23 protein-coding genes are annotated in these 22,335 nt (G+C 37.9%); 4 read left to right on the forward strand and 19 right to left on the reverse strand.

From position 1 onward, the window contains the following. Positions 1-48: 48 nt before the first annotated feature. Together lpdA and MKX57_RS14965 are read right to left on the reverse strand one after the other, a co-directional pair. Positions 49-1,476: a dihydrolipoyl dehydrogenase gene (gene lpdA / locus MKX57_RS14960; RefSeq protein ID WP_342550388.1), complete on the reverse strand. Its 1,428-nt coding sequence runs from the start codon at positions 1,474-1,476 to the stop codon at positions 49-51. A gap of 185 nt (positions 1,477-1,661) precedes the next feature. Beyond that, on the reverse strand, positions 1,662-2,756 hold the full coding sequence (locus MKX57_RS14965; protein WP_089986068.1) for a Glu/Leu/Phe/Val dehydrogenase: 1,095 nt from the start codon (positions 2,754-2,756) through the stop codon (positions 1,662-1,664). Between the two features lie 389 nt (positions 2,757-3,145). Between MKX57_RS14965 and MKX57_RS14970 the strand changes: the two genes are divergently transcribed. Further along, positions 3,146-3,382, forward strand: a complete 237-nt coding sequence (locus MKX57_RS14970) for a DUF2627 family protein (RefSeq protein ID WP_008179922.1) — start codon at positions 3,146-3,148, stop codon at positions 3,380-3,382. Between the two features lie 46 nt (positions 3,383-3,428). Here the strand turns inward: MKX57_RS14970 and MKX57_RS14975 are convergent, their stop codons facing one another. The 15 genes from MKX57_RS14975 to nusB all read right to left on the reverse strand — a co-directional run bounded on the left by MKX57_RS14975 (position 3,429) and on the right by nusB (position 18,768). Beyond that, the gene (locus MKX57_RS14975; protein ID WP_342550389.1) at positions 3,429-4,157 is read right to left on the reverse strand and encodes a glycerophosphodiester phosphodiesterase; all 729 of its coding nucleotides are present in this window, start codon (positions 4,155-4,157) and stop codon (positions 3,429-3,431) included. Continuing rightward, positions 4,150-5,721: a FapA family protein gene (locus MKX57_RS14980; RefSeq protein ID WP_008179917.1), complete on the reverse strand. Its 1,572-nt coding sequence runs from the start codon at positions 5,719-5,721 to the stop codon at positions 4,150-4,152. Before MKX57_RS14980 ends, MKX57_RS14975 begins: the two co-directional genes overlap by 8 nt. 333 nt (positions 5,722-6,054) lie before the next feature. Continuing rightward, a complete protein-coding gene (locus tag MKX57_RS14985; RefSeq protein WP_008179914.1) occupies positions 6,055-6,240 on the reverse strand; it encodes a hypothetical protein in 186 nt (61 codons plus the stop codon). 197 nt (positions 6,241-6,437) lie between these two features. Further along, positions 6,438-7,229, reverse strand: a complete 792-nt coding sequence (gene spo0A, locus MKX57_RS14990) for a sporulation transcription factor Spo0A (RefSeq protein WP_008179911.1) — start codon at positions 7,227-7,229, stop codon at positions 6,438-6,440. A gap of 393 nt (positions 7,230-7,622) precedes the next feature. After that, complete coding sequence (locus MKX57_RS14995; RefSeq protein ID WP_008179909.1) at positions 7,623-8,570, reverse strand: SpoIVB peptidase S55 domain-containing protein; 948 nt, start codon at positions 8,568-8,570, stop codon at positions 7,623-7,625. Positions 8,571-8,691: 121 nt separating this feature from the next. Continuing rightward, positions 8,692-10,383 (reverse strand): DNA repair protein RecN, encoded by a 1,692-nt coding sequence (gene recN, locus MKX57_RS15000; protein WP_342550390.1) that lies wholly within the window; start codon positions 10,381-10,383, stop codon positions 8,692-8,694. A 33-nt stretch (positions 10,384-10,416) separates the two neighbouring features. Next, positions 10,417-10,866, reverse strand: coding sequence for a transcriptional regulator ArgR (gene argR / locus MKX57_RS15005; protein WP_008179906.1), 450 nt, complete (start codon positions 10,864-10,866; stop codon positions 10,417-10,419). Between the two features lie 100 nt (positions 10,867-10,966). Continuing rightward, a complete protein-coding gene (locus tag MKX57_RS15010) occupies positions 10,967-11,785 on the reverse strand; it encodes a TlyA family RNA methyltransferase (protein ID WP_008179905.1) in 819 nt (272 codons plus the stop codon). Continuing rightward, entirely contained in the window at positions 11,785-13,686 is a 1,902-nt protein-coding gene (gene dxs / locus MKX57_RS15015; protein ID WP_043990667.1) for a 1-deoxy-D-xylulose-5-phosphate synthase, read from the reverse strand. The genes MKX57_RS15010 and dxs overlap by 1 nt, the downstream gene beginning before the upstream one ends. Positions 13,687-13,847: 161 nt before the next feature. Beyond that, positions 13,848-14,729 (reverse strand): polyprenyl synthetase family protein, encoded by an 882-nt coding sequence (locus MKX57_RS15020; protein WP_342550391.1) that lies wholly within the window; start codon positions 14,727-14,729, stop codon positions 13,848-13,850. Between the two features lie 3 nt (positions 14,730-14,732). Beyond that, positions 14,733-14,966 (reverse strand): exodeoxyribonuclease VII small subunit, encoded by a 234-nt coding sequence (gene xseB / locus MKX57_RS15025; protein ID WP_008179899.1) that lies wholly within the window; start codon positions 14,964-14,966, stop codon positions 14,733-14,735. Next, on the reverse strand, positions 14,963-16,321 hold the full coding sequence (xseA, locus tag MKX57_RS15030; RefSeq protein ID WP_089986072.1) for an exodeoxyribonuclease VII large subunit: 1,359 nt from the start codon (positions 16,319-16,321) through the stop codon (positions 14,963-14,965). Before xseA ends, xseB begins: the two co-directional genes overlap by 4 nt. Positions 16,322-16,552: 231 nt before the next feature. Further along, positions 16,553-17,368 (reverse strand): undecaprenyl-diphosphate phosphatase, encoded by an 816-nt coding sequence (locus MKX57_RS15035; protein ID WP_008179894.1) that lies wholly within the window; start codon positions 17,366-17,368, stop codon positions 16,553-16,555. A 130-nt stretch (positions 17,369-17,498) separates the two neighbouring features. Further along, positions 17,499-18,353, reverse strand: a complete 855-nt coding sequence (gene folD, locus MKX57_RS15040) for a bifunctional methylenetetrahydrofolate dehydrogenase/methenyltetrahydrofolate cyclohydrolase FolD (protein ID WP_089986073.1) — start codon at positions 18,351-18,353, stop codon at positions 17,499-17,501. A gap of 31 nt (positions 18,354-18,384) precedes the next feature. Further along, positions 18,385-18,768: a transcription antitermination factor NusB gene (gene nusB, locus MKX57_RS15045; RefSeq protein ID WP_008179889.1), complete on the reverse strand. Its 384-nt coding sequence runs from the start codon at positions 18,766-18,768 to the stop codon at positions 18,385-18,387. Positions 18,769-18,979: 211 nt separating this feature from the next. On the opposite strand from nusB, the gene MKX57_RS15050 reads away from it, so the two are divergent. The 3 genes from MKX57_RS15050 to MKX57_RS15060 all read left to right on the forward strand — a co-directional run bounded on the left by MKX57_RS15050 (position 18,980) and on the right by MKX57_RS15060 (position 21,342). Further along, positions 18,980-19,147: a DUF2197 domain-containing protein gene (locus MKX57_RS15050; protein WP_083796517.1), complete on the forward strand. Its 168-nt coding sequence runs from the start codon at positions 18,980-18,982 to the stop codon at positions 19,145-19,147. Between the two features lie 11 nt (positions 19,148-19,158). Continuing rightward, positions 19,159-19,995 (forward strand): MerR family transcriptional regulator, encoded by an 837-nt coding sequence (locus MKX57_RS15055; protein ID WP_043990664.1) that lies wholly within the window; start codon positions 19,159-19,161, stop codon positions 19,993-19,995. Between the two features lie 177 nt (positions 19,996-20,172). Continuing rightward, positions 20,173-21,342 (forward strand): MFS transporter, encoded by a 1,170-nt coding sequence (locus MKX57_RS15060; RefSeq protein WP_008179884.1) that lies wholly within the window; start codon positions 20,173-20,175, stop codon positions 21,340-21,342. A 93-nt stretch (positions 21,343-21,435) separates the two neighbouring features. Here the strand turns inward: MKX57_RS15060 and MKX57_RS15065 are convergent, their stop codons facing one another. Beyond that, positions 21,436-21,846: an Asp23/Gls24 family envelope stress response protein gene (locus MKX57_RS15065; RefSeq protein ID WP_036126940.1), complete on the reverse strand. Its 411-nt coding sequence runs from the start codon at positions 21,844-21,846 to the stop codon at positions 21,436-21,438. A gap of 126 nt (positions 21,847-21,972) precedes the next feature. Then, positions 21,973-22,299: a nucleoside triphosphate pyrophosphohydrolase gene (locus MKX57_RS15070; RefSeq protein WP_090002492.1), complete on the reverse strand. Its 327-nt coding sequence runs from the start codon at positions 22,297-22,299 to the stop codon at positions 21,973-21,975. Between the last annotated feature and the right edge of the window lie 36 nt (positions 22,300-22,335).

Here is a 22,335-nt window from a genome sequence, read left to right on the forward strand (position 1 = left end):
TCCTATATCCCCACATTTGGATACGTTAGTTATGAAATTCAGAAAAATTTAAAAATGGATAGCACGACCATCAACTGCTAAAGCTGATTCCACTAATACCTCATTTAATGAAGGATGTGGATGGATTGCCTGACTAATTTCCCATGGCGTTGCATCCAATAATTTAGCTAAAGATGCTTCTCCAATTAAATCTGTCACGTGCGGCCCTACCATATGAATACCCAAAATATCATCTGTTTCTTCATCAGCAATAATTTTTACAAAACCTTCTGCTTCTCCATTTACCAATGCCTTACCAATTGCCTTGAACGGGAATTTACCAATCTTTAATGAAAGGCCTCGCTCTTTGGCAGCAACCTCTGTTAAACCGATGCTAGCAACTTCCGGATATGAATAAACGCATTTTGGTACGTTCAGATCATTTAAATGCTCGGTTTTACCTGTCGCAATATGCTCGATCGCTGACAGTCCTTCATGAGAAGCAACATGTGCTAACTGTAAGCCACCAATCACATCTCCAATGGCATACATATGTGATTCCTTCGTTTGATAAGAATCATTCACTTTAATGAAGCCATTTTCCACTTCGATTTCTGTATTTTCCAAACCAATATCTTGCGTGTTGGCTTCACGTCCTACACAAAGTAAAAGTTTATCAGCGTCAAAGATTTCTTCCTGATCATTCACTTCGGCAGAAATGAAAACGTTATCATTTTCTATTTTGAATGTATCTGCCTCTAAACGGGCATTTGTCACAATGCGAACTCCACGCTTTTCAAGCTGCTTTGTTACTTCTTTTACGATATCTGCATCTTCTGCAGGTAAGATAGTTGGTCCGTATTCTACCACTGTTACATTTACGCCAAAATCGCAAAGCATAGATGCCCACTCAATACCAATGACACCACCGCCAACGATTAACAATGATTTCGGTAAATGATCAAGCTCCAACGCATGATCTGAATTCATCACATATTGACCATCAACTGTTAATCCAGCCATACCTCGCGGCTTTGAGCCAGTTGCAATGACAACATTCGTCGGTACAAGCATTTCATTTTCTTCCCCATTAGACATTTCTACCGAGATCGTTCCTGGCATTGGTGAGAAAATAGAGGGACCTAAAATTCGTCCTGTACCATGATAAACATCTATTTTACCTTTTTTCATCAGTGTATTCACACCTTGGCTTAATTGCTCAACGATTGCTTGTTTCCTAGCTTGAACTTTGTCAAATTGCAGTGTTACACCTTCAATATCGACACCATATTCACTAGCTGTTTTATTAGCCATTCGATATACTTCTGCACTTCGAAGTAAGGCTTTACTTGGAATACAACCTTTATGCAAGCATGTTCCGCCTAAACGCTCCCGCTCTACAATAGCTGTTTTCAAGCCTAGTTGTGCAGCTCGGATGGCCGCAACGTAACCGCCTGTACCTCCACCTAAAATGACAACATCATAATTTTGAGCCATGTTTATTCCCCCTTTTGAGAAAAGTGCTAAAGTATTCTATCTATTAAACAAGCACCCTATCAATTAGCTTACGGTCTATTCTTGCTTAAGAAGAACTTTAGCTTTACTACAACGATGCTCTTATTTGTTGGTAAAATTAGAAGAAGTCGACAATGCGACTTCTCCAAATTTTCAAACCTTGTATATTAGCGACCGTGTAAAATATTTTTTTCATTTTTTAAGAATTGGCTGCGAGATTTCGCCACACGCGCAATGCGTTCTTCAGCTAAACGATTCGCTGCCACATATGTTGGAATGCCATCTCGTTTTGAAATAGCAAAGATCTTTTCAATACTATCATAAATACCGTCAACGCGTTTCAGAGCACGTTCACGATTATAGCCATATAATTCATCCGCAACGTTAATAACGCCACCAGCATTAATCACATAGTCTGGTGCATAGACAATCCCTAATTCATGTAGGTAATCACCATGACGTGAATCTTTTAACTGGTTATTAGCAGATCCAGCAATTACTTTTGCTTTTAGTTGTGGAATTGTTTCATCATTTAATATTGCACCTAAAGCACAAGGTGAGAAAATATCAACTTCTTGCGCGTAGATTTCATCTGGAGCTACTGCAATTGCGTCAAAGTCATTTACAACTCGATCAATTGCTGCCTGATTGATATCTGTTACAACAAGTTTTGCCCCTTCATTATGTAAATACTCACAAAGCTTGTAAGCTACATTTCCTAGACCTTGTACAGAAATTTTTAATCCCTCTAATGATTCTGAACCGAATGCTTCTTTTGCAGCCGCTTTCATACCGCGATAAACACCATACGCCGTTACTGGAGATGGGTTCCCTGATGAACCGAATGCAGGTGAAATTCCTGTTACATAATCTGTTTCCTCATGGATTAAATCCATATCTGTTACCGTTGTACCTACGTCTTCTGCAGTAATATAACGGCCATTTAAGCCTTGGATGAAACGACCTAATGCACGGAACATTTCTTCGTTTTTATCTTTAAATGGGTCACCGATAATGACCGTTTTTCCACCGCCAAGGTTTAAACCAGCTGCCGCATTTTTGTAAGTCATGCCTCGTGCTAAACGCAATGCGTCTTCCACTGCATTTTCCTCTGAAGCATATGTCCACATACGTGCACCGCCTAATGCTGGTCCAAGTGTTGTGTCATGGATAGCGATAACCGCTTTTAACCCTGATGCTTCATCTTGGCAAAATACCAATTGTTCATAATCATACTTTTCCATATACTTGAAGATTTCCATGAAACTCGCCCCTTTGCTTTGGAAAGTGCATCCCCAAATGCCCGTCCCAATCAAGTTTTATCTAACAATTCTTTCCCTTATTGTCCTCTTCTCAGCAAAAAACTGAGCCCCATTTTACAGTAGGTATTTAGACCCTTATACAGGAAGAAAAAAATTGTTTAGTAATGGATAATATTGCTCCACTTATTTTTACAATACTGACAAATTCACAATTTCGCAACTATTATTACACATTCTTATTTAAGTAAGAATTTTCTAAACATTCAGTAACAAAAACCACTTTATGCCCTGCCTAGCTTTGAGGAATAAATATTATATTGATTCCTCCCCTTTCTTGACATTCCCCCATCCACAGGTACAATTAATCATAGGAATAAGGAGGGGTATACATGGCCCGTTTAGCTGCATTTATTGTAATGCTTATTCCTGGTCTTATGGCTGCAGGCGGCATTAAATTTATGCGTGATACATTATTTGGAAAGCTTCTTTCGCCTTTCCCATTTTTATGGCTACAATTTGTAGTGGGTGTTATTTTCTTTGTGATAGGCTTCGGCTTTTTCGCAGGGTTTTTACTACATCGTGACCGCAAAAATGGAAAAGTAGCACCTCGCTTCCAAAAAAAATAAAAATAGCTATCCAAATAAGTCACATGGACTTACTGGATAGCTATTTTTATACTCGCTGCTGTGTAGTGATGACTTTATCAGGATAATCCGTAATCCAACCTAACACAGCATGGTGCGGATTCGTTAAGAACGGTTCATTACCATCAATGGCATAAAAACGACAGGCTTTGCCGCTTGTAACGCATGCCTCTAAATATCTTGGCTTGTAGTACCGTTTATGCATATGAACAGTATCAGCCGCTTTGTAATCAGCTAACATATCCCATTTTAATTTTTTCGTGGCTATAAGAGCAGTTTCAAATTCGGGCCTATGTTTTTTCACCATTTCCAGTAATTCATAATGGAATGATGAGAAGTGGCTTCCTGTTGGTAATGAGAGCCCTTGAAGAAAATCTTTTAGCCCATTTTGATTGTCTAGAATGGTTGATTTTAATTCAATATTTAAAGGGAGCTTATTTGTTTTAGCCCATGCTAAAACTGCATCAAATGCTGGCATTTTAGCCGATGAAAAAAGACGCCTCCAAGGCTTTCCGAGTTTAAAACGCAATAACTCTTCCATCGTACAATCACTCACCAGTTTATTGATACCTACTAATCTTGACAATTGTGGATCATGGTACACAATTGGACATCCCTCTTTTGAAAATTGAATGTCTAACTCAATGCCATCAGCCCCCAACTCCAATGCCTTTTCGAAAGCTTTAAAGGTATTTTCAAGCGCATAGGCCGAAGCCCCTCGATGTGCAAACACTGGAATATAGGACGAATTAGACATTTAACTCACCAAACTCTAGCAGAAATTTCCCATTGGTCATTTTGCTTAATAAAGATGATTTTTTACCAATTTGAATATATGTTCCCGGATGCGCTTCCTTTGTGACAATAATCTCTTCTTTTCCAATATGACGCATTTCGTCCATTATCAGTTTAATTTCACGATCTAATGTAACAGCTTCTGCCTTTAATTTTGTTAAAGCCTGCTTGGTCTCTTCAAAAGACGCGGTTTGTTCTTTAGACATTTGATTGAGGAATGGTAATAAGCTTTTCATTTTGGACTCATGGGCTGCAATTTCTGATTGTAACTCTTTAAGCTGAACAGCTTTTTCCTGCATCATCGAATTATTCTCTTGTTTATTGACACTTTCAATAATCAAATCCGTTCGACGTTCCAATCGGTTACCTGATATGGCAGTGACAATCGTATTTTTAGCTACGGCACGTCCTCCAATAATTTTACCTTTTCGTTCGTCCACGAAAATAGAATGAGCGGAAAGTTGTGAACCTAATGCATAGAAGCCTATATGGATACTATCCGCCGCAAATAAATTTGCTTCGTTAACATGTTTGACAAAAATATTGCCACCCGCTTCCACAACTGTTGAGCCTAGACCAAAAATGCCACCGCGAATATAAACATCGCCTTCAATGGATTTAATTAGTTTGGCACCGCTTACACCTTCAGCACCATCAATAGAAATATCGCCAGTTGCAATAACCGTATAGCCATTTGTTACTGTTCCTTTAATACTAAGAGAACCATTAAATTCTAGATTTCCTGTTTCAACACCCACATCACCGTTAATAGGTAGGTGTCTGTTTACACCAATCATACCTTTCACATCATCTAGAACACCAGCAATTTTCGAGCGGATCACAATTTTCCCGTCCTCTTCCACTTCATATGCTGATTTTGTATCATATCGAATAGGAAAATCTCGTCCTGGTGCGGCAGCCACTACCTCACCTAGCACATTTTTCCCTGGTTTACCTAATGTAGCAGGAATCTTTTCACCTAGCCATGAGCCTTCTGAAATTTCTGAGATAAAATTCATATCAAAGTAATCCGCTTTTCCATCATCACGAATAACCGGTTTTCGCTCCGGTTTAGGTAAGTATGTAATTTGTGCATCCGTGCCTGCTATAGGTGGTTGCCCCTGTGCAATTAAAAATGCTTTTCCTGGTTCAGCCTTCGAAATATCAAAATCTAATATTCCATGCACTATTTCATTTTCCGCAAGTGTTTCTTGTACTTGCTGTGTTAGCTTTTCTTTATGATTTGCCATATATTCGTTTGTTTCATAGATAAAAATAGAGGCTGACATTTTATCACGGGCAATTTCAGCTTCTATATTTGGAAGCCAGCGTCCAATTTCTACTGGACTTGTGTTTTGAGTTGACAGCACATTTTTTAAAATTGAAAAATTAGATAATTTAAGTCGCGGATGACTACGTAGTATGCTATCAAATTCTTTTAATGGAAATCCGGCACTAAAAGTAAGCATAAATACCTTGCCATTCTCTTCAGAAATTTCGAAGTTTTCATTTCGAACTAGAATCAAGCTACCTCCTCCTTCCCTCTATATGTAAGTATATACAATCCACTTACATTTGTTTAGAGACCATTGTCACTAACGAGAAAGAAAATAGTACTACTTAATCATTAAAACATCCAACTATTTTTTATTTACAATAAATATAAATAGGCGTATAATACTAAAAAAATGTTTATCATTTAAGTTTCTTAATAAAATTACCCTTAAATAGAAGGTTATTCTATTAGGATAATTTGAACAAACAGTATTCCTACTCTATATATTATAGGATAGGATCGTCATAAAAATTAAATAATAAAGGTTCTTTAGAACTATAAAATTATCGGATATTAAGGCTCTTTATTCAAGATAGCTCTTTATATTTCCAATTTGAAAGGTCGCACCAAGCTGTCCCAATTCCTCCTTACTCATATATTGCATACTTATTTTACCGTCTAATACGAGTCGGACTTCAAATAAATGTTCCTCTAGTTGTGTAATTTCTAATGAGTCCATTCCATCTAATTGAAAGTTGACACTTTTCATTTTGATCACCTGCTTCTAATTTTATTACCATGCAGTACTCGTTTTCATCAGTATCATCGCTCATAAGATAATAGATACCCATCAAAAAAATACGCCTTTCTAAACAGTGGTCACACTGTCTAAAAATGGCGTTATAAAAACTCGAGGTATAATTGCTATATCAGTTTTTCTATCGTTTATTGCTAAAAATTTTAAGTTTAGCTAGCCATCATGTCGATGCGGATTTTGTCTGCAATCATAGCAATGAATTCACTATTTGTCGGCTTGGATTTCAAGTGATGCACCGTGTAGCCAAACATCGACGAAATGGATTCATAATTACCACGATTCCATGCAACTTCGATAGCATGACGAATTGCGCGTTCAACGCGTGATGGTGTCGTATTGAATTTTTTCGCGATTTCTGGATATAAAATCTTTGTCACAGATCCTAATAATTCAATATCCTCAAATACCATTTGAATGGCTTCACGCAAATAGGAATACCCTTTAATATGTGCAGGTACACCAATTTCTTTAATGATAGCTGTAATCGTGCTGTCTAATTGATGCTGATTTAATTTTTGAGGGACGGTAGGTTGTAAAACGCTTGTCTTTTTAGGAAGTGTCGCCTTCTGTCCAGCACAATGTAAAATCTTCTGCACTAATTGATCAAATTCAAATGGCTTTAGCATGAAATAAGATGCCCCTAAATCTACAGCCTGCTTCATGACATCTTCTTGGCCAAAAGCAGTTAACATAATTACTTGGACTGATGACATTTTCTCATTTTGATACATCGATTCTAAAACAGCTAAACCGTCAAGATGAGGCATGATTATATCTAGAAGTAAAACATCAGGTGTAAATTCCTCAAGCATTTGTAGACAAACTTTTCCGTTTGAAGCCGTAGCAATAATTTCTATTTCGGCATGCCCCTGGAAATATTGCTCCATTGTTTTTAATAACTCACGATTATCATCTGCAATCGCTACTTTTACCTTTGTCATTTCAATTCCTCCTTCTGGACTTGCTTTGAACACTCCAAAGCGTTAACCTAACCCCTAAATGCCGTTTTTGGCACACTGTGGAATTTTCGACATTTTTGTTTAAAAACCTTTTTCATTTCCAAAAATGAGTATGTAGTCCGATACTTTCTTTTAATATCGACAAGTTGTGCTAAATATTGGCAAACTGTCGAAACACTCTTATTACCTATTTTAGATAAAAAAATAAGATAAAACTACAGTTTTTTTAAATATCATGACTCCTTTCGGTTATTATTAGAAATACTTGTTGAATTCAAAGTGTTTTTAACATAAAGATAAAAACCCGCAAGTTTCCAGCGGGCACCTGTTCTGCCTGCGGAAAATGCGGATTTTCACCAAATGCCATCCCACTTTTTAAGAAGACTTTCTTAACATTTCAGCTACTGTTAGAGCTGCTCCCTTTTTCGGCTCCTCCACAAACATATGTGTTACAGCACCGACAAATCGACCGTCTTGAATGATAGGACTGCCACTCATTCCTTGCAAAATTCCACCCGTTTTTTCAATGAGCTTTTCGTCAGAAACTATAAATTCAAGTCGTTCATTTTCAACTTTTGTTATTTCAATGGAAAAAGTTTCGACTTTTCGGCCTTCAATGGCTGTATATATTTCCGCTTTCCCCGTTTTTATATCTTTTTCATGCATAATTTCAATCGCTTTGGGTAATCTTTGTGGATAGCCTTCTTCCCAACGGCCAAAAATTCCATAAACAGTATTTTTATCTATACTACCCAGTCGTTCCTGATGTTTTTCAATGGAGGAAATTTTGTAACCTGGTTGGCCAGGCGTACTTTTACGGATTTGTTGAATTGAAGCTAAAAAAATGGAGCCAGCTCTAAATACAGGGGCCTCTTGTAGGGTTGAATCAACAATTTGATGACCTAGTGCACCATAGTTTTTTGTCTCTGGATCAATATAAGTCAGTGTTCCTACTCCATCTGTTTCATCTTTTAAGAAGGATATGATATGCTCTGCTTCTTGATTTTGTAATTCGAGTGTAACTTGTTTTCCGTCATTATTGATCGTCCATTTCTGTTGGCCTTCTTTAGCCATAGCTTGTTTGGCGTCTGCCAGCGATTTTACAGGTATATCATTAATTTTTTCAATCACTGCGCCACCTTTCATCCACTGATTGGAAGCTAACAGTACATCATGCGCTACGAACACATGTGATAATTGAAGTTGGATTCCAATGGCTTCACCCATCGGTATAAGCTTTTTGGCGGCTAAAGCTTGTATAGGCATCACTAACAAAAAGATGAGCATAGGCAAAATGACTAATTGACGCCAACGACGATTCATACGACACCTCCTTTTCATTTTTGTCTTTTTACTATGTGTTGTTGTGGCGTTCTTATAAGCGGTAAATATTTGTGCAAAAAGAAAAAAACCAGAAACAGGTTTAACTGTTTCTGGTATATGGTTAACGCATTTGTTTTTTACGCTCTTCTGCCATTGTTAATAACTCCGTTGCATGCTGTAGTGTTAAAGCCGTAATTTCTGTTCCAGACATCATACGGCTGACTTCTTCAATTCGTGCCTTTTGATCAATTTCTGATAAAGACGTAAATGTTCGATCATGCTCGACTTCTTTCTTAATGAAGTAATGATGATCAGCCATCGCAGCTACTTGAGGTAAATGTGAAATACATAGCACTTGAGAATTAATGGATACCGCAGCAATTTTTTCTGCAATGGCTTGTGCCACTCTTCCACTAACTCCTGTGTCCACTTCATCAAAAATGATGGATGTGATACCATTAGAAGAAGAGAAAATAGTTTTCAGCGCCAGCATCATTCGTGATAATTCTCCTCCCGAGGCAATTTTCGGTAAGGACTTTGGCGGTTCTCCAACATTGGTAGAAATATAAAAAATAATTTGATCTTTTCCATTTGCATCGAAATATGGTAATTCTTCAAAATTGACAATAAATTTAGCTTTTTCCATATGTAATTCCCGTAACTCTGCCATAATGGCTTCACTTAACTGTTGGGCAGCAGCTTTACGCACAATTGAAAGTTCTGTAGCAAGCTCATTAAGAACCGATTCCATTTCAAGCACTCTTCGTTCTTTCACCTGCAAAATTTCATCGCGATTTAGCAGTTCATTTAACTCTATTTTTATTTTTTCAAAATACGCTAAAATGTCCTCCACAGTCGAACCATATTTGCGTTTTAAATTTTGGAATAGTGCTAATCGTTGTTCTACCTCATTTAAACGCGCTGGATCAAACTCCAATTCATCTAATACATTTTTGACCTGATAAGCCGCATCTTGTAGCGCATAAAAAGCCGATGTCACTGCCTCAGAAGCTTCTTTAAATTGCTCGTCAACTGTTGCTGCATCATCCAAAGCACCCATTGCATTCCCAATCCAATCAAGACCTTTTGATTCTCCCTGAATGGCCTCATAGGCAGCACTAGAACGTTCAAAAATTTTATTATAATTCATGAGACGACGGCGTTCATCAAGAAGTTCATCTTCCTCACCTAGCCATAAATTGGCTTCTTCTAGCTCTTTTATTTGGAATTGATACAAATCAATGCGTTGTGCCATTAATTGTTCATCGATGGAAATCGAGGCTAAGTCCTTTTTCAGCAATCGATATTCTTCATATTGTTCGCTGTATGTTTTTTGAATAGGTAGCAGCTGCTCTTCTGCAAACTGGTCGAGTAAATTGATATGCTGTTTTTCATCCATCAGCTCTTGGTTTTCATGTTGGCCATGAATATCAATGAGACTCCCACCAATTTCTCTCAGTACTGATAATGGCACAAGTTTACCATTTACACGGCAAATACTTTTCCCAGAATCATTTAAATCACGACGTAAAATAACTGTCTCTTCTTCAATCTCAATGCCTGCTTCTTCTAATTTTTTCAGCACAGGATGCGTGGAATTCGAAATTTGAAATAAGCCACCTAATTCAGCCTTTCTTGCCCCATGACGAATAAATTCAGTATTTCCCCGTCCACCAGCAAGTAAATGAACAGCATCAATGATAATAGATTTACCAGCACCAGTTTCCCCCGTTAGTACAGTCAAACCTTCTGAAAAACTCACAGTCAAATCCTCAATGATAGCAAAGTTTCGAATACTAAGCTCTCTTAACACAAATTGTCACCTCTGAATCCATTTCCCCATTTTTTAAAGCATGTCTAGTAAGCGATTTTTAGTATTTTCCCGCTCATTTTCATTTCGACAAATAATTAAAATGGTATCGTCTCCAGAAATTGTACCTAAAATTTCTGGCCAATCTAAATGGTCTAGTAAGGATGCAATCGCATTCGCATTACCTGGAAGAGCTTTCATGACTAAAAAATGCGATGCTCCATCAATGCTTATAAAGGCATCCGCTAATGCGCGATGTAATTTTTGCACTGGGTTAAATCGTTGATCAGCGGGCAAGCTATACTTATAGCGACCGTCCTGTAATGGTACTTTCACCAAATGTAGTTCTTTAATATCTCTTGATACCGTAGCTTGTGTCACATTATAGCCTGCATCTTTTAGGAAATCGACTAAATCATCTTGTGTTTCAATTTCATGATTCGCAATAATATCCCGAATTCGTATATGTCTTTGTCCTTTATTCATCGTAGCCACCTCTAATAAATAATTAAATATGTGTATAATCACACTACCATTTTCAACAAAAAAGCACAAGAAAAAACACGGCTCTATAAGCGAGCACGTGTTATTTTAAAGAATTATGCGCTTCTTCAACGAGTGCATTAAAAGCTGTATATGCAGGAATGTCTTCTTCTCCAATAGGATTCACTAAATGGAATAAAAATTCAATATTTCCTTCCCCACCTGTTATCGGGGAATAAGAAGCATCCTTTACAACAAATCCAATTTCTGTGGCCATTGCCGCTGTTTTTTCTAATACTTCGAGATGGACTTTTTTATCACGAACGATACCTTTTTTTCCAACTTTATCTTTTCCCGCCTCAAACTGCGGTTTCACCAATGCCATCACATCGCCACCTGGTAGCAATACTGTTTTTAACACCGGTAAAATTAATGATAAAGAAATAAAACTAACATCTATTGTAGCAAAATCAGGTAATCCTTCAGATAAATCTGCTGCCGTAGTATAACGGAAATTAGTTTTTTCCATGACGGTAACACGTTCATCTGACCGAATTTTCCACGCTAATTGATTGGATCCCACATCCAGTGCATAGCCATGTCTTGCGCCATGTTGCAATGCACAATCTGTAAACCCACCTGTAGAGGAGCCAATGTCAAGCATTAGCTTCCCTTCTACAGACATATCAAAAATTTGTAGGGCCTTTTCTAGCTTCAGACCACCACGACTAACATATTTTAAATCGGAACCTTTTACTTGTAGAGGCGCATCGATAGCAATTTTTTCTCCTGCTTTATCGATTCGTATTTCATTTGAAAAAACAAGTCCCGCCATAATGGAACGTTTTGCTTTTTCTCTTGTTTCACATAATCCACGCTCTACAAGTAAAATATCCACTCGTTCTTTTGGTTGTTTTGTCATTATTTATTTAAACCTACTTGCTGTTTTTGTTGAAGTAATACTTGCATACGTGCTGCTGCATCCTCTGCTGTCATATGAATTTCTTCGAGCAGTTGATCAACGTTACCATGTTCGATATATTGATCTGGAATACCCATTCGATCAACAATTGCATTGAGATAGCCATGGTCGTGAGCAAATTCTAATACTCCGCTACCAAATCCGCCTTTTAGGACAGCTTCTTCGATGGTTAATATCGGTTTATGATTGGATAAAATTCGGTGTAGCATATCCTCATCCATTGGTTTGATAAAGCGTGCATTGACCACCTCGATATCAATCCCTTGCTGCGCTAACATATCTGCTGCTTGCATGGCCATCGGAATCGTTGTGCCAAATGTCAAAATGGAACCATCTTTTCCTTCTCGTAAAACTTCCCAGCTACCAATTGGTAATGCGACAAGCTCATCATCTAGTGGAACGCCAATCCCATTACCACGTGGGTAACGTAGTGCAATTGGACCACCATCGTACTCAATAGCTGTTTTAACCATATGTTGCCCTTCATTTTCATCCTTAGGCATCATAATCGTCATATTTGGAATATGACGTAGGAAAGCGATATCAAATACGCCCTGATGCGTTTCACCATCTGCCCCAACTAAACCAGCACGATCAATACCGATAAAGACATTTAAATTAGGACGCGCAATATCATGCAACACTTGGTCATAAGCACGTTGTAGGAATGTTGAATAAATCGCTAAAAACGGCTTCATATTTTGTGTAGCTAAACCCGCTGCCATTGTTGCTGCATGTTGCTCGGCAATCCCCACATCGAAGAAACGATTTGGAAAGTCTTGTTGAATACCCTGTAATTTTGACCCGACAGGCATAGCAGGTGTGATCGTCACGACTCGCTCATCTTCATGAGCAATTTTACGAACAGTTTCTGCAATTAAACTACTCCATGCTGGTCCTTTAGTCTCTGACTTCACAAAGGCACCATTTTCAATTTTATAAGGACCTGTTCCATGCCAATTACCGATCGTATCGTCTTCAGCAGGTTTATAGCCCTTTCCTTTTTTCGTAATTACGTGAACAAGGACTGGCCCCTTCACTTTTTTTGCATGGGATAATGTCATTTCCAATGCTTCAAAATCATGACCATCAATAGGACCAAGATATTTAAAGCCTAATTCCTCAAAAAAGACACCTGACACCACTAAATATTTTAAGCTGTCCTTAAGTCGTTCCGCGGTAGAAGCAAGCTTCCCACCTAATACCGGAATTTTATTAATAAGTGATTCTAGCTCTTCTTTGGCTTTTGAATACTCCTTGGCAGTACGCAAACGACCTAAAACACTGTGAAGCGCACCAACGTTTGGAGCAATGGACATTTCATTATCATTTAGGATAACAATCATATTCGTTTTCGCATGACCGATATGATTTAACGCTTCAAGCGCCATACCGCCAGTTAAAGCGCCATCCCCAATAATAGGAATTACATAGTTATGTTCTTTTTTAATATCACGTGCTGCTGCCATACCCATGGCTGCTGATAAGGAAGTCGAGCTATGACCTGTTTCCCATTCATCATGTTCACTCTCCACGCGCTTTGGAAATCCACAAAGCCCTTTGAACTGACGTAGTGTGTCAAATTGACTCGCACGACCTGTTAAAATTTTATGCACGTAAGCTTGGTGGCCAACATCCCACAAAAACTTATCTTTTGGACTGTCAAACATTTTATGCAACATGATCGTAAGCTCGACTACTCCTAAATTCGGGCCGATATGTCCACCTGTGACAGAACATTTTTCGATTAAGAAGGTACGAATTTCTTGCGCTACCTGCTCAAGCTCCTTCTTATTTAAGTTTTTTAAAAAGGATGGACTAGTTATTTTATTTAAATCCACCTTTCTCACACACCTTTTCAATAAAATATTCACCGCATTTGTTTTCACTATTATAGCAGTGTTATCAATATGCTAAAAGTACGAGCACTTCATTGTTTACAATTTGTAAACGTTCCCACCTATTCTAGCATATTCTTTTCCTTCAATGCCTTGATTTTCTCTCAGTTTTTACGATGAACAATATATGCCGCAAAGTCTCGTAATAAGCTAGCATCTATTGGTAATTGATCGAGTGCATTAATAGCATGTTGATAATGCTCAGCAAGCTTTTCTTTCGCTCCATTTAGCGTTAAAAGTGCTGGGTAAGTACTCTTATCACTAGCTACATCTTTCCCAGCCGTTTTTCCTAGTTCCTCTGTTGTTCCTTCGATATCTAAAATATCGTCTTGGATTTGGAAAGCTAGGCCGATGTGATGGGCATATTCCTTCAATGTAGCACGGTCTTGTTTAGATGCGTCTGCTAATACGGCTCCCGCTTCAATACTAAATCTTAATAAAGCACCGGTTTTATTAACATGGACTTGCTCCAGTTCAGTTAAATCAAGCTGACGCTGCTCACCTTCCATATCCAGTACTTGACCACCAACCATGCCCTCAGCACCTGCGGCAACGCTTAACAATTGAACAAGCTCGATCCGCTTTTCAGCCGTTACTTCCATACGGGCTAAAATACCAAACGCCAATGTGTTTAATGCATCTCCCGCCAGTGTTGCAAGTGCTTCTCCATAAACTTTGTGGTTTGTTGGCTTGCCTCTTCTAAAATCATCATTATCCATGCTTGGTAAGTCATCATGGATTAACGAATACGTATGAATGATTTCAATGACAGATCCTGCAATTAAACCATCCTGTAATTTTTTTTGATAAAGCTCCAGGACAGCTAATACAAAAAGTGGTCGAATGCGTTTACCGCCTGCCTTTAATGAATATAGCATGGAGTCCTTTAAATCTACTGGAGCATCAATTTTTGAAACAAGTGCAAACATCGTTTCTTCGATTTGTGGTATGTTGCTTTCGATAAAGTACTTTAATGGCTCATTCATTTCCTAATTCTCTCCCTTTAGTGGATCAAATGCTGTTGTTTCACCTGTCTCTTGGACAATAGATACTAGCTGCTCTTCAGCATGCTGCAGTTTACTATGGCAAAACTTTGATAGCTCCATTCCTTGCTTGTATAAATCAATCGCATTTTCCAATGGTACATCGCCTTGTTCTAGCTGGCGAACTATTTCTTCCAATGCCGTCATAGCTTCTGCGAAAGTTTGTTGTTTTTCTGTCACAACGATTCCCCCTCATTCTTTGGCAAAATATCCTTCACTTCAGCCACAACCTTCCCATCATGGAAAGTCAATGTCAGATGATCCTGCTTCTGCACGTCAGTGGATGATTTAATCATCTGTTGATCTTTATAAGCGACTGTAAATCCTCTTGTTAAAATGGATAATGGATTTAATGCTTCTAATGTTCGAATAGTTGCCTCAAATTGTTGTTGCTGCTTCGCTACATAATACGTTGTAGCACGTGTTAATTGTTGCATGCGCGCTTCTAGCTCCCGTTGATGGAAGGCAAGTGCTTTTTTTGGTGAATGTTGTGCCACCGTACTATGTAATTGCTGAAGCTGAGCACTTTTCTTCATCAAATCTACTTGCATGGCTGTTTGCAATCCTGACTCGAGCTGTGCCAATCTTTCAGTAAACGGTCGATATAGTCTTTCTGGCATTGACAGTGGATAAGACTGTTGGAGCTTATTAAGACGCTGTCGTTCAGCCATAAGTTGCGACCTAACCATTTGATGAATTTGAGATTTTTGGGAAAGTACCCGTTGGAATAGCTCCGCTTGATCTGGGACTGCCATCTCAGCGGCCGCTGTTGGTGTAGGTGCACGTAAATCAGAAACATAATCGGCAATTGTCGTATCTGTTTCATGACCAACTGCGCTAATAATAGGAATTCTACTGTCAAAAATAGCTCTCGCCACTATTTCTTCATTGAATGCCCATAAATCCTCGATCGAGCCTCCCCCGCGTCCAACAATCAACACTTGACAAGTTGCCTCTTGATTGGCACGTTGAATGTTTTGTACAATATTTGGTGCCGCCTGTGCTCCTTGTACAAGTGTAGGGTAAATCAGAATTTCAGCTAGAGGGTAACGTCTCTTTAAAGTCGTACAAATATCTCGAATCGCTGCTCCTGTCGTTGATGTTAGCACACCTATTTTTTCAGGAAACTTTGGAATCGATTGTTTCCATTCTAATTTAAAAAGCCCTTCTTTTTGTAATTGCTCTTTTAATTGATTAAAGGCAACAAATAGACTACCTATACCATCCGGTTGCATTTCTTGGACATATAGCTGATAAGTCCCGTAGCCTTCGTAAACGTTTACATCACCACGGATAAATACTTGCATACCTTCTTTTGGTTCAAATGCTAATTTCGTGGCAGCCGTTTTAAACATCGTGGCAGCAATTCTTGCCCCATCATCCTTTAATGTAAAGTAAATATGGCCAGATTGATGAATTTTTACATTTGATAGCTCACCTTTCACATACACTTCGCGTAGGTGAGGGTCCGCATCGAATTTTCGTTTAATATATTTTGTTAATGCTTTTACAGTTAAATAAGAAGCAGAGGACATGTTTTCGGCTCCTTTACTAAGATCAAGTTTTTTACAAAAACTACACCTATCATAACATTTTTTACTGGTGTTGACGCGTTTAAATGCAGTTTCGCTAGAAAAAATGCCTGTCTTTTTTCTATCAAAAAATAACTATAACATATTCCAACACGTTCTAACTAATAGAAATTGACTATTCAATGAATAACAAAACAAGGTCCCATAACAACAGTTGTAATGAGACTTTACATTTTAATAAAATAATAATAATAATGTTCCTACAATAAAACAGTAGTACGTAAAATAGCTAAGTTTACCACTTTTCATTATGCCCATAAACCAACGCATGGCAAAGTACGTCATAATAAGTGTAGCTAGAAAAGTGGCTGCATAAGGAAGCGCTAACGCACCTTTATTAGGCTCATCTAAAAAATCAGTTATTCCTAATACGACCCCACCTAAGCTTACTGGAATATAAAGCATAAAGGAGAAACGTAAAGCTGTATCCTGTCTCATACCTACTGCAATAGCTGAAATAATCGTCGCACCTGATCGGCTAATACCTGGTGTGAGAGCGACTGCTTGCCCTAACCCGACAATAATGGCATCCTTCGCACTTAAATCGGCATCTTTTTTCTTCCCACGCATATTACGAATCAACCATAAAGCCGCACCCGTAACAAACAACATGAGCGCAATTGTCGTCATACTCACATTGTCTGCAATAACATCACTTAATAATACTCCTAAAACGCCCGCTGGAATAGAACCTATAATGATATACAAGGCAAAACGAAAATCAGCATTGTAGCGCTTCTCACGTGTTTTCAAGTACAAGAAAAAATGGGAAATCAATCGTACTATATCCTCACGATAAATATAAACAATAGCAAGTAACGATGCTGTATTGGTTAGAATGGCGAACGTAAACCCTTGTTCACCAAGCCCTAGTATTTCGCTGGCAATCATCACATGTCCACTTGACGATACCGGAATTGGTTCTGTAAACCCTTGGACAAGACCAATAATGATATGCTTCACAATTAACACAATATCGATATTTTCCATAAAAACCTCCTACTAAGTATGTATGTCCCAAACGTTACATTAGACGTCAAAATTAGCATAAAAGTTCTGGAATCAATCCATAAAAAAAGTCATCTCAACATGATATTGAGATGACTTCATAAAAAGGCTATTAATTAGCAAGCTTATTTTCAGCTGCTTGCACAGTGTTGAATAGTAACATTGTGATGGTCATCGGTCCAACACCCCCTGGTACAGGTGTGATATGAGACGCTATACCATCTACTTCAGCAAAGTTTACGTCGCCGCATAATTTATTGTTGTCATCACGATTAATGCCAACATCAATTACAACAGCCCCTTCTTTCACATGCTCTTTTGTAATAAAGTTTGCACGTCCAACAGCAGCAATTAATATATCCGCTTGTTTTGTAAATGAAGGTAAATCTGGCGTTTTGGAATGAGTATACGTTACCGTAGCATCTTTTTGCAATAGTAGTTGCCCCATTGGCTTACCTACAATATGACTGCGTCCTACGATTACAGCATGTTTTCCTGCAATCTCAATTCCTGAATACTCAAGAAGCTTCATTACGCCAAAAGGAGTACAAGGTAAAAATGTTTCTTGGCCAAGCATCATTTTCCCAACACTGACAGGTGAGAAGCCATCAACATCCTTCTCGACAGCAATTGTCGCAATGACTTTATCCTCATCAATATGTTTTGGAAGTGGTAATTGTACTAAAATACCGTGAATATCTTCACGTTGATTTAATAGTTGAATTTGTGTTAATAATTCCTCTTGCGTCGTTTCTTCAGGTAATTTAATCAGTTCCGAATACATACCAATTGCTTCACAAGATTTTTGTTTATTTCTCACATATGTAGCTGAAGCTTGGTTGTCCCCAACTAACACAACCGCTAAACCAGGTGTTAACCCTTGTTCTTTTAAACGAATTACACGCTCTGCTACAGCATTACGAATTTCTTGACCAATCTCTTTACCATTAATAATTGCACTTGACATAAACCTTCGTTACTCCTTCCAATTCAACACATTATTCTTGTTCTGTAAATTTAGAAAGTACACCATTGACGAATTTAGATGAACTATCATCGCCAAATGTTTTACATAACTCGATTGCTTCGTTTAGCACTACTCTTTTTGGTGTTTCTGGCATGTATAACAGTTCGTATACAGCTAGGCGTAAAACAGTTCTCTCAATTTTGGGTAAACGGGCAAGTGACCACTTTTCAAGATGCTGTTCTAATGTAGCATCAATTTCCTCCAAATGTTCAGCTGTTCCAGTAACAATTTTTTCGTAGAAGGCATTTGTCGGTTGGCCTTTAATATGACCCATTGCTTCTTCAACTGTTAAATCTGTATTGTCTAGCTGAAACAAAACTTGCAACGCTTTTTCGCGTGCTTCATGTCGTTTCATGTAAAGCTCTCCTTCTTAAGTGGCATTAAGGTTTATAATAGCATAAAATCGCCTGAGAAACACGATTTCAAGCAAGTTTTCAATAATCTGAAACCTTTTTCAAGAAACTTTTTGCGCATCTAACAATTCGTCTCGAGCATTCCAAAATGCTTGTTTAATTCACAAAATGTTATAATAAAGAAAATTGAAAGAATCTACAGAGGTGTTCACAATGCAATATGAAGCTATTTGCACGAGCTGTAAAAAACCATTCAAGCTCCAAGAAGGTGAAGCACAATACAAACAAATGAAAGAACGTGAAGCTCACCTATTTTATTGCGAAGAGTGCAAGCATAAAATTCGCTTTGATGCCATCCGAAACTTCTTTAGCTACTACTAGTGGAGGCCATTATGAAGGAACATTATTATACAATCGGTGAGGTTGCCAAACTGTCCAATCTATCCGTTCAAACGTTACGTTATTATGATCAGATCGATTTATTTAAGCCTGCTTATACCGATACTTATACCAATTATCGCTATTATAAAGACAGTCAAATTTTCTATTTAGATATCATTAAATCACTTAAATATATTGGCATTTCGTTAGAGGATATAAAGAAAGCGCTCAAATTAACGTCTGAAGAACTACTTGACTTTTTTGCTCAGCAAGAGCAAAGAATTGATACTAAAATTTCACGCTTGAATGAAGTAAAAAACACGTTATTAAAAACCAAAAAGCAATTACAGGAACAAATCGATATCCCCTTCTTTGGTGAGGTATATATACAAGTAGAGGAAGCCATGCCCATTTTACAAGTGACAACTACCAAATTAACTCCAACTTCTAGTACCAATACATATTACGCAACACTTACAAAAATTATTGAGAAGGAAGGCAGTGTATTAAATAGTCGCTATGGTTGTATATATCCGCTCGCTCCCTATGAAAATGTGAATGCAATTATTTATGACGCCATTTTCACCCCGCTATTAACAGAGCGAGTATTTTCGAAGCTATCGTCGAATATTGAACAAACCATTATACCTGCTGGTACATTTGTCTGTATTGCATTTATCTACCATCCGGATACCTACTTTTCTTTTTATGAAAAATTAAGAAATTATGTCATGGCTCAGTCAGAAGCTTTTGAATCTCAAGTTTATGAACTGTATATGCCCGCAACCCTTACTTTAGAGCATGAAAAGAAATTCATTGTTGAATTAAAGATTCGAAAAATACAATAAAGATACAATCTCCCTTTATGTATAACTGTCCACATTAATTTCCAAACTGATAAAAAATCATCAAATTGAAAACAAATCTTTTGACCCTATAGTTACTATAGGGTTTATCGTAATACATGGAAATATTCTAGTAGAATGTCAATTTCATGTATCGTGAACGAATAAAAGGAGAACATTATGAGCAAGAAGCAAAATATAACATTAGCAATTTTACTATCGAATCTATTCATTGCCTTTTTAGGTATTGGTTTAGTCATTCCAGTTTTACCAACCATCATGAATGAGCTTCATATTTCAGGCTCTGTCGTTGGTTATATGGTGGCAGCCTTTGCTATTACGCAACTGATCGTGTCACCTATTGCAGGTAAGCTAGTCGATAATATTGGCCGCAAAGTCATGATTGTTGCAGGGCTTTTTATTTTTGGACTTTCTGAGTTTTTATTTGGATTGGGACGTTCCATTGAAGTCCTCTTTATTTCTCGAATGTTAGGTGGCGTGAGTGCGGCCTTCATTATGCCAGCCGTCACTGCTTATATTGCCGATATTACAACACTATCTCAACGCCCGAAAGCCCTTGGCTATATGAGTGCTGCAATTAGTACAGGCTTTATAATTGGTCCTGGAATTGGAGGATTTCTAGCCGAATATGGTACACGTGTACCTTTCTATGCGGCCGGTGTCCTTGGCCTTATAGCAGCAATCTTTTCATTGGTATTATTAAAAGAACCAACACGTGCTGGAGATAAGGAAGATACACCAACATCAATTTTAGGGAGTGCCAAGCGAGTATTTAGCCCGCTTTATTTCATTCCATTTATTCTTATTTTCGTCCTATCATTTGGCTTAGCTGCATTCGAATCATTATTTAGTTTATTCGTCGACCATAAATTCGCCTTTACGCCATCAGATATCGCCATTATCATTACAGGTAGTGGAATTGTAGGTGCATTGGCACAATTATTACTATTTGATTGGCTGACAAAGAAAATGGGGGAAATTAATGTCATTCGCTATTCGCTGATCCTCTCAGCGGTCTTAACTTTTGCTATGACTATCGTGAATCATTATTTTGCCATCTTATTTGTCACATTCTTTATTTTTGTTGGTTTCGATTTAATTCGTCCAGCAGTCACTTCTTATTTATCTAAGATTGCTGGCAATGAGCAAGGGTTTGTGGGTGGTATGAACTCTATGTTTACAAGCCTTGGTAATATTTTCGGTCCTATTTTAGGCGGAATATTGTTCGATATTAATTTGAACTATCCATATTACTTTGCCACAATTGTTTTAGTAATTGGTGTCATCCTTGCGTTATTCTGGAGAAAACCAAAGCATATAGAATTATAAACGAACAGCGATACAATATAATATTATGAATGAATTTCCAAATTTAAAAAGGATTGCCCACAGATATGTCATCTACGGGCAATCCTTTTAGTTTTATTCATGTACTACAGTTTCTTCTTTTTCGAAATGAATCGCTGTAATATGCACATTTACTTCTGCAGTTTCGAGTGCTGTCATATTAAAAATAGCTTGGCGTATCTGTGTTTGTACTTCCTTCGCTACCTTAGGAATGGCATATCCATATTTCACAGAGCAAAATACATCAATAGCGATTTCACCCGTTTCTGTTACACCTGATTTAATCCCTTTATTGTGTACCTTTTTACCAAAACGTTCCACGACACCTGTCGCAATATTACCACGTGTTGCAGCAATGCCTTCGACCTCATTTACTGCGATCCCTGCCACAACCTCGATAACCTCTGCCGCTACTTCAATTTTTCCAAGCTCTTCTTTTCCAGAAGGTGTTGGTTGTACGAAAGATTGTCCTACTTTCTCTGCCATACAAATATCATCCTTTCCCTTACACATCACAAACAAATGCTGTACTTACATATATTATACTATAAAAAGGAAGGTTTGGCTGTCGAAAGCCGTTTTAATTTATAAAGAAGCTTCATGAAATGATTATTATTGATCTTCAACATTTATTAAATAAATCCCCTTGTCAAAGCCTCCGCGCTCCATTTTCTTCTGATTACGGAATGCCTCAAGCTCTTCATAGCTCACACCTAGTGCACAAATTGCTGTATATACTAGCTCTAAAATATCTACTAATTCCTCAACCTCATCTTGTACAGTAGTAGCTTCATGAAACTCCCTAGCTTCCTCGAGCATTTTTGCTTTCACTTCCGTTAAAAGCTCAATTGGTTCTAGAGTACGCGCACGATAAGTTACACCTTTCGCATCCATTATTTCTAATATATTATCTCTTACTAGCTTATTATATACAGGCATCTTGATCCCCCTCCTCAACTGCTCGACCCAAATTAT

Origin of the sequence: Lysinibacillus sp. FSL M8-0216 (genome assembly GCF_038595555.1) — a bacterium.
Classification (GTDB): domain Bacteria; phylum Bacillota; class Bacilli; order Bacillales_A; family Planococcaceae; genus Lysinibacillus; species Lysinibacillus fusiformis.

Coding starts and splice junctions, on each gene's coding strand:
- lpdA (WP_342550388.1), bottom strand. CDS start 1,476: ATGGCTCAAAATTATGATGTTGTCATTTTAGGTGGAGGTACAGGCGGT.
- MKX57_RS14965 (WP_089986068.1), bottom strand. CDS start 2,756: ATGGAAATCTTCAAGTATATGGAAAAGTATGATTATGAACAATTGGTA.
- MKX57_RS14970 (WP_008179922.1), top strand. CDS start 3,146: ATGGCCCGTTTAGCTGCATTTATTGTAATGCTTATTCCTGGTCTTATG.
- MKX57_RS14975 (WP_342550389.1), bottom strand. CDS start 4,157: ATGTCTAATTCGTCCTATATTCCAGTGTTTGCACATCGAGGGGCTTCG.
- MKX57_RS14985 (WP_008179914.1), bottom strand. CDS start 6,240: ATGAAAAGTGTCAACTTTCAATTAGATGGAATGGACTCATTAGAAATT.
- spo0A (WP_008179911.1), bottom strand. CDS start 7,229: ATGACAAAGGTAAAAGTAGCGATTGCAGATGATAATCGTGAGTTATTA.
- MKX57_RS14995 (WP_008179909.1), bottom strand. CDS start 8,570: ATGAATCGTCGTTGGCGTCAATTAGTCATTTTGCCTATGCTCATCTTT.
- argR (WP_008179906.1), bottom strand. CDS start 10,866: ATGAATAAAGGACAAAGACATATACGAATTCGGGATATTATTGCGAAT.
- MKX57_RS15010 (WP_008179905.1), bottom strand. CDS start 11,785: ATGACAAAACAACCAAAAGAACGAGTGGATATTTTACTTGTAGAGCGT.
- MKX57_RS15020 (WP_342550391.1), bottom strand. CDS start 14,729: ATGAATGAGCCATTAAAGTACTTTATCGAAAGCAACATACCACAAATC.
- xseA (WP_089986072.1), bottom strand. CDS start 16,321: ATGTCCTCTGCTTCTTATTTAACTGTAAAAGCATTAACAAAATATATT.
- MKX57_RS15035 (WP_008179894.1), bottom strand. CDS start 17,368: ATGGAAAATATCGATATTGTGTTAATTGTGAAGCATATCATTATTGGT.
- folD (WP_089986073.1), bottom strand. CDS start 18,353: ATGTCAAGTGCAATTATTAATGGTAAAGAGATTGGTCAAGAAATTCGT.
- nusB (WP_008179889.1), bottom strand. CDS start 18,768: ATGAAACGACATGAAGCACGCGAAAAAGCGTTGCAAGTTTTGTTTCAG.
- MKX57_RS15050 (WP_083796517.1), top strand. CDS start 18,980: ATGCAATATGAAGCTATTTGCACGAGCTGTAAAAAACCATTCAAGCTC.
- MKX57_RS15055 (WP_043990664.1), top strand. CDS start 19,159: ATGAAGGAACATTATTATACAATCGGTGAGGTTGCCAAACTGTCCAAT.
- MKX57_RS15060 (WP_008179884.1), top strand. CDS start 20,173: ATGAGCAAGAAGCAAAATATAACATTAGCAATTTTACTATCGAATCTA.
- MKX57_RS15065 (WP_036126940.1), bottom strand. CDS start 21,846: ATGGCAGAGAAAGTAGGACAATCTTTCGTACAACCAACACCTTCTGGA.
- MKX57_RS15070 (WP_090002492.1), bottom strand. CDS start 22,299: ATGCCTGTATATAATAAGCTAGTAAGAGATAATATATTAGAAATAATG.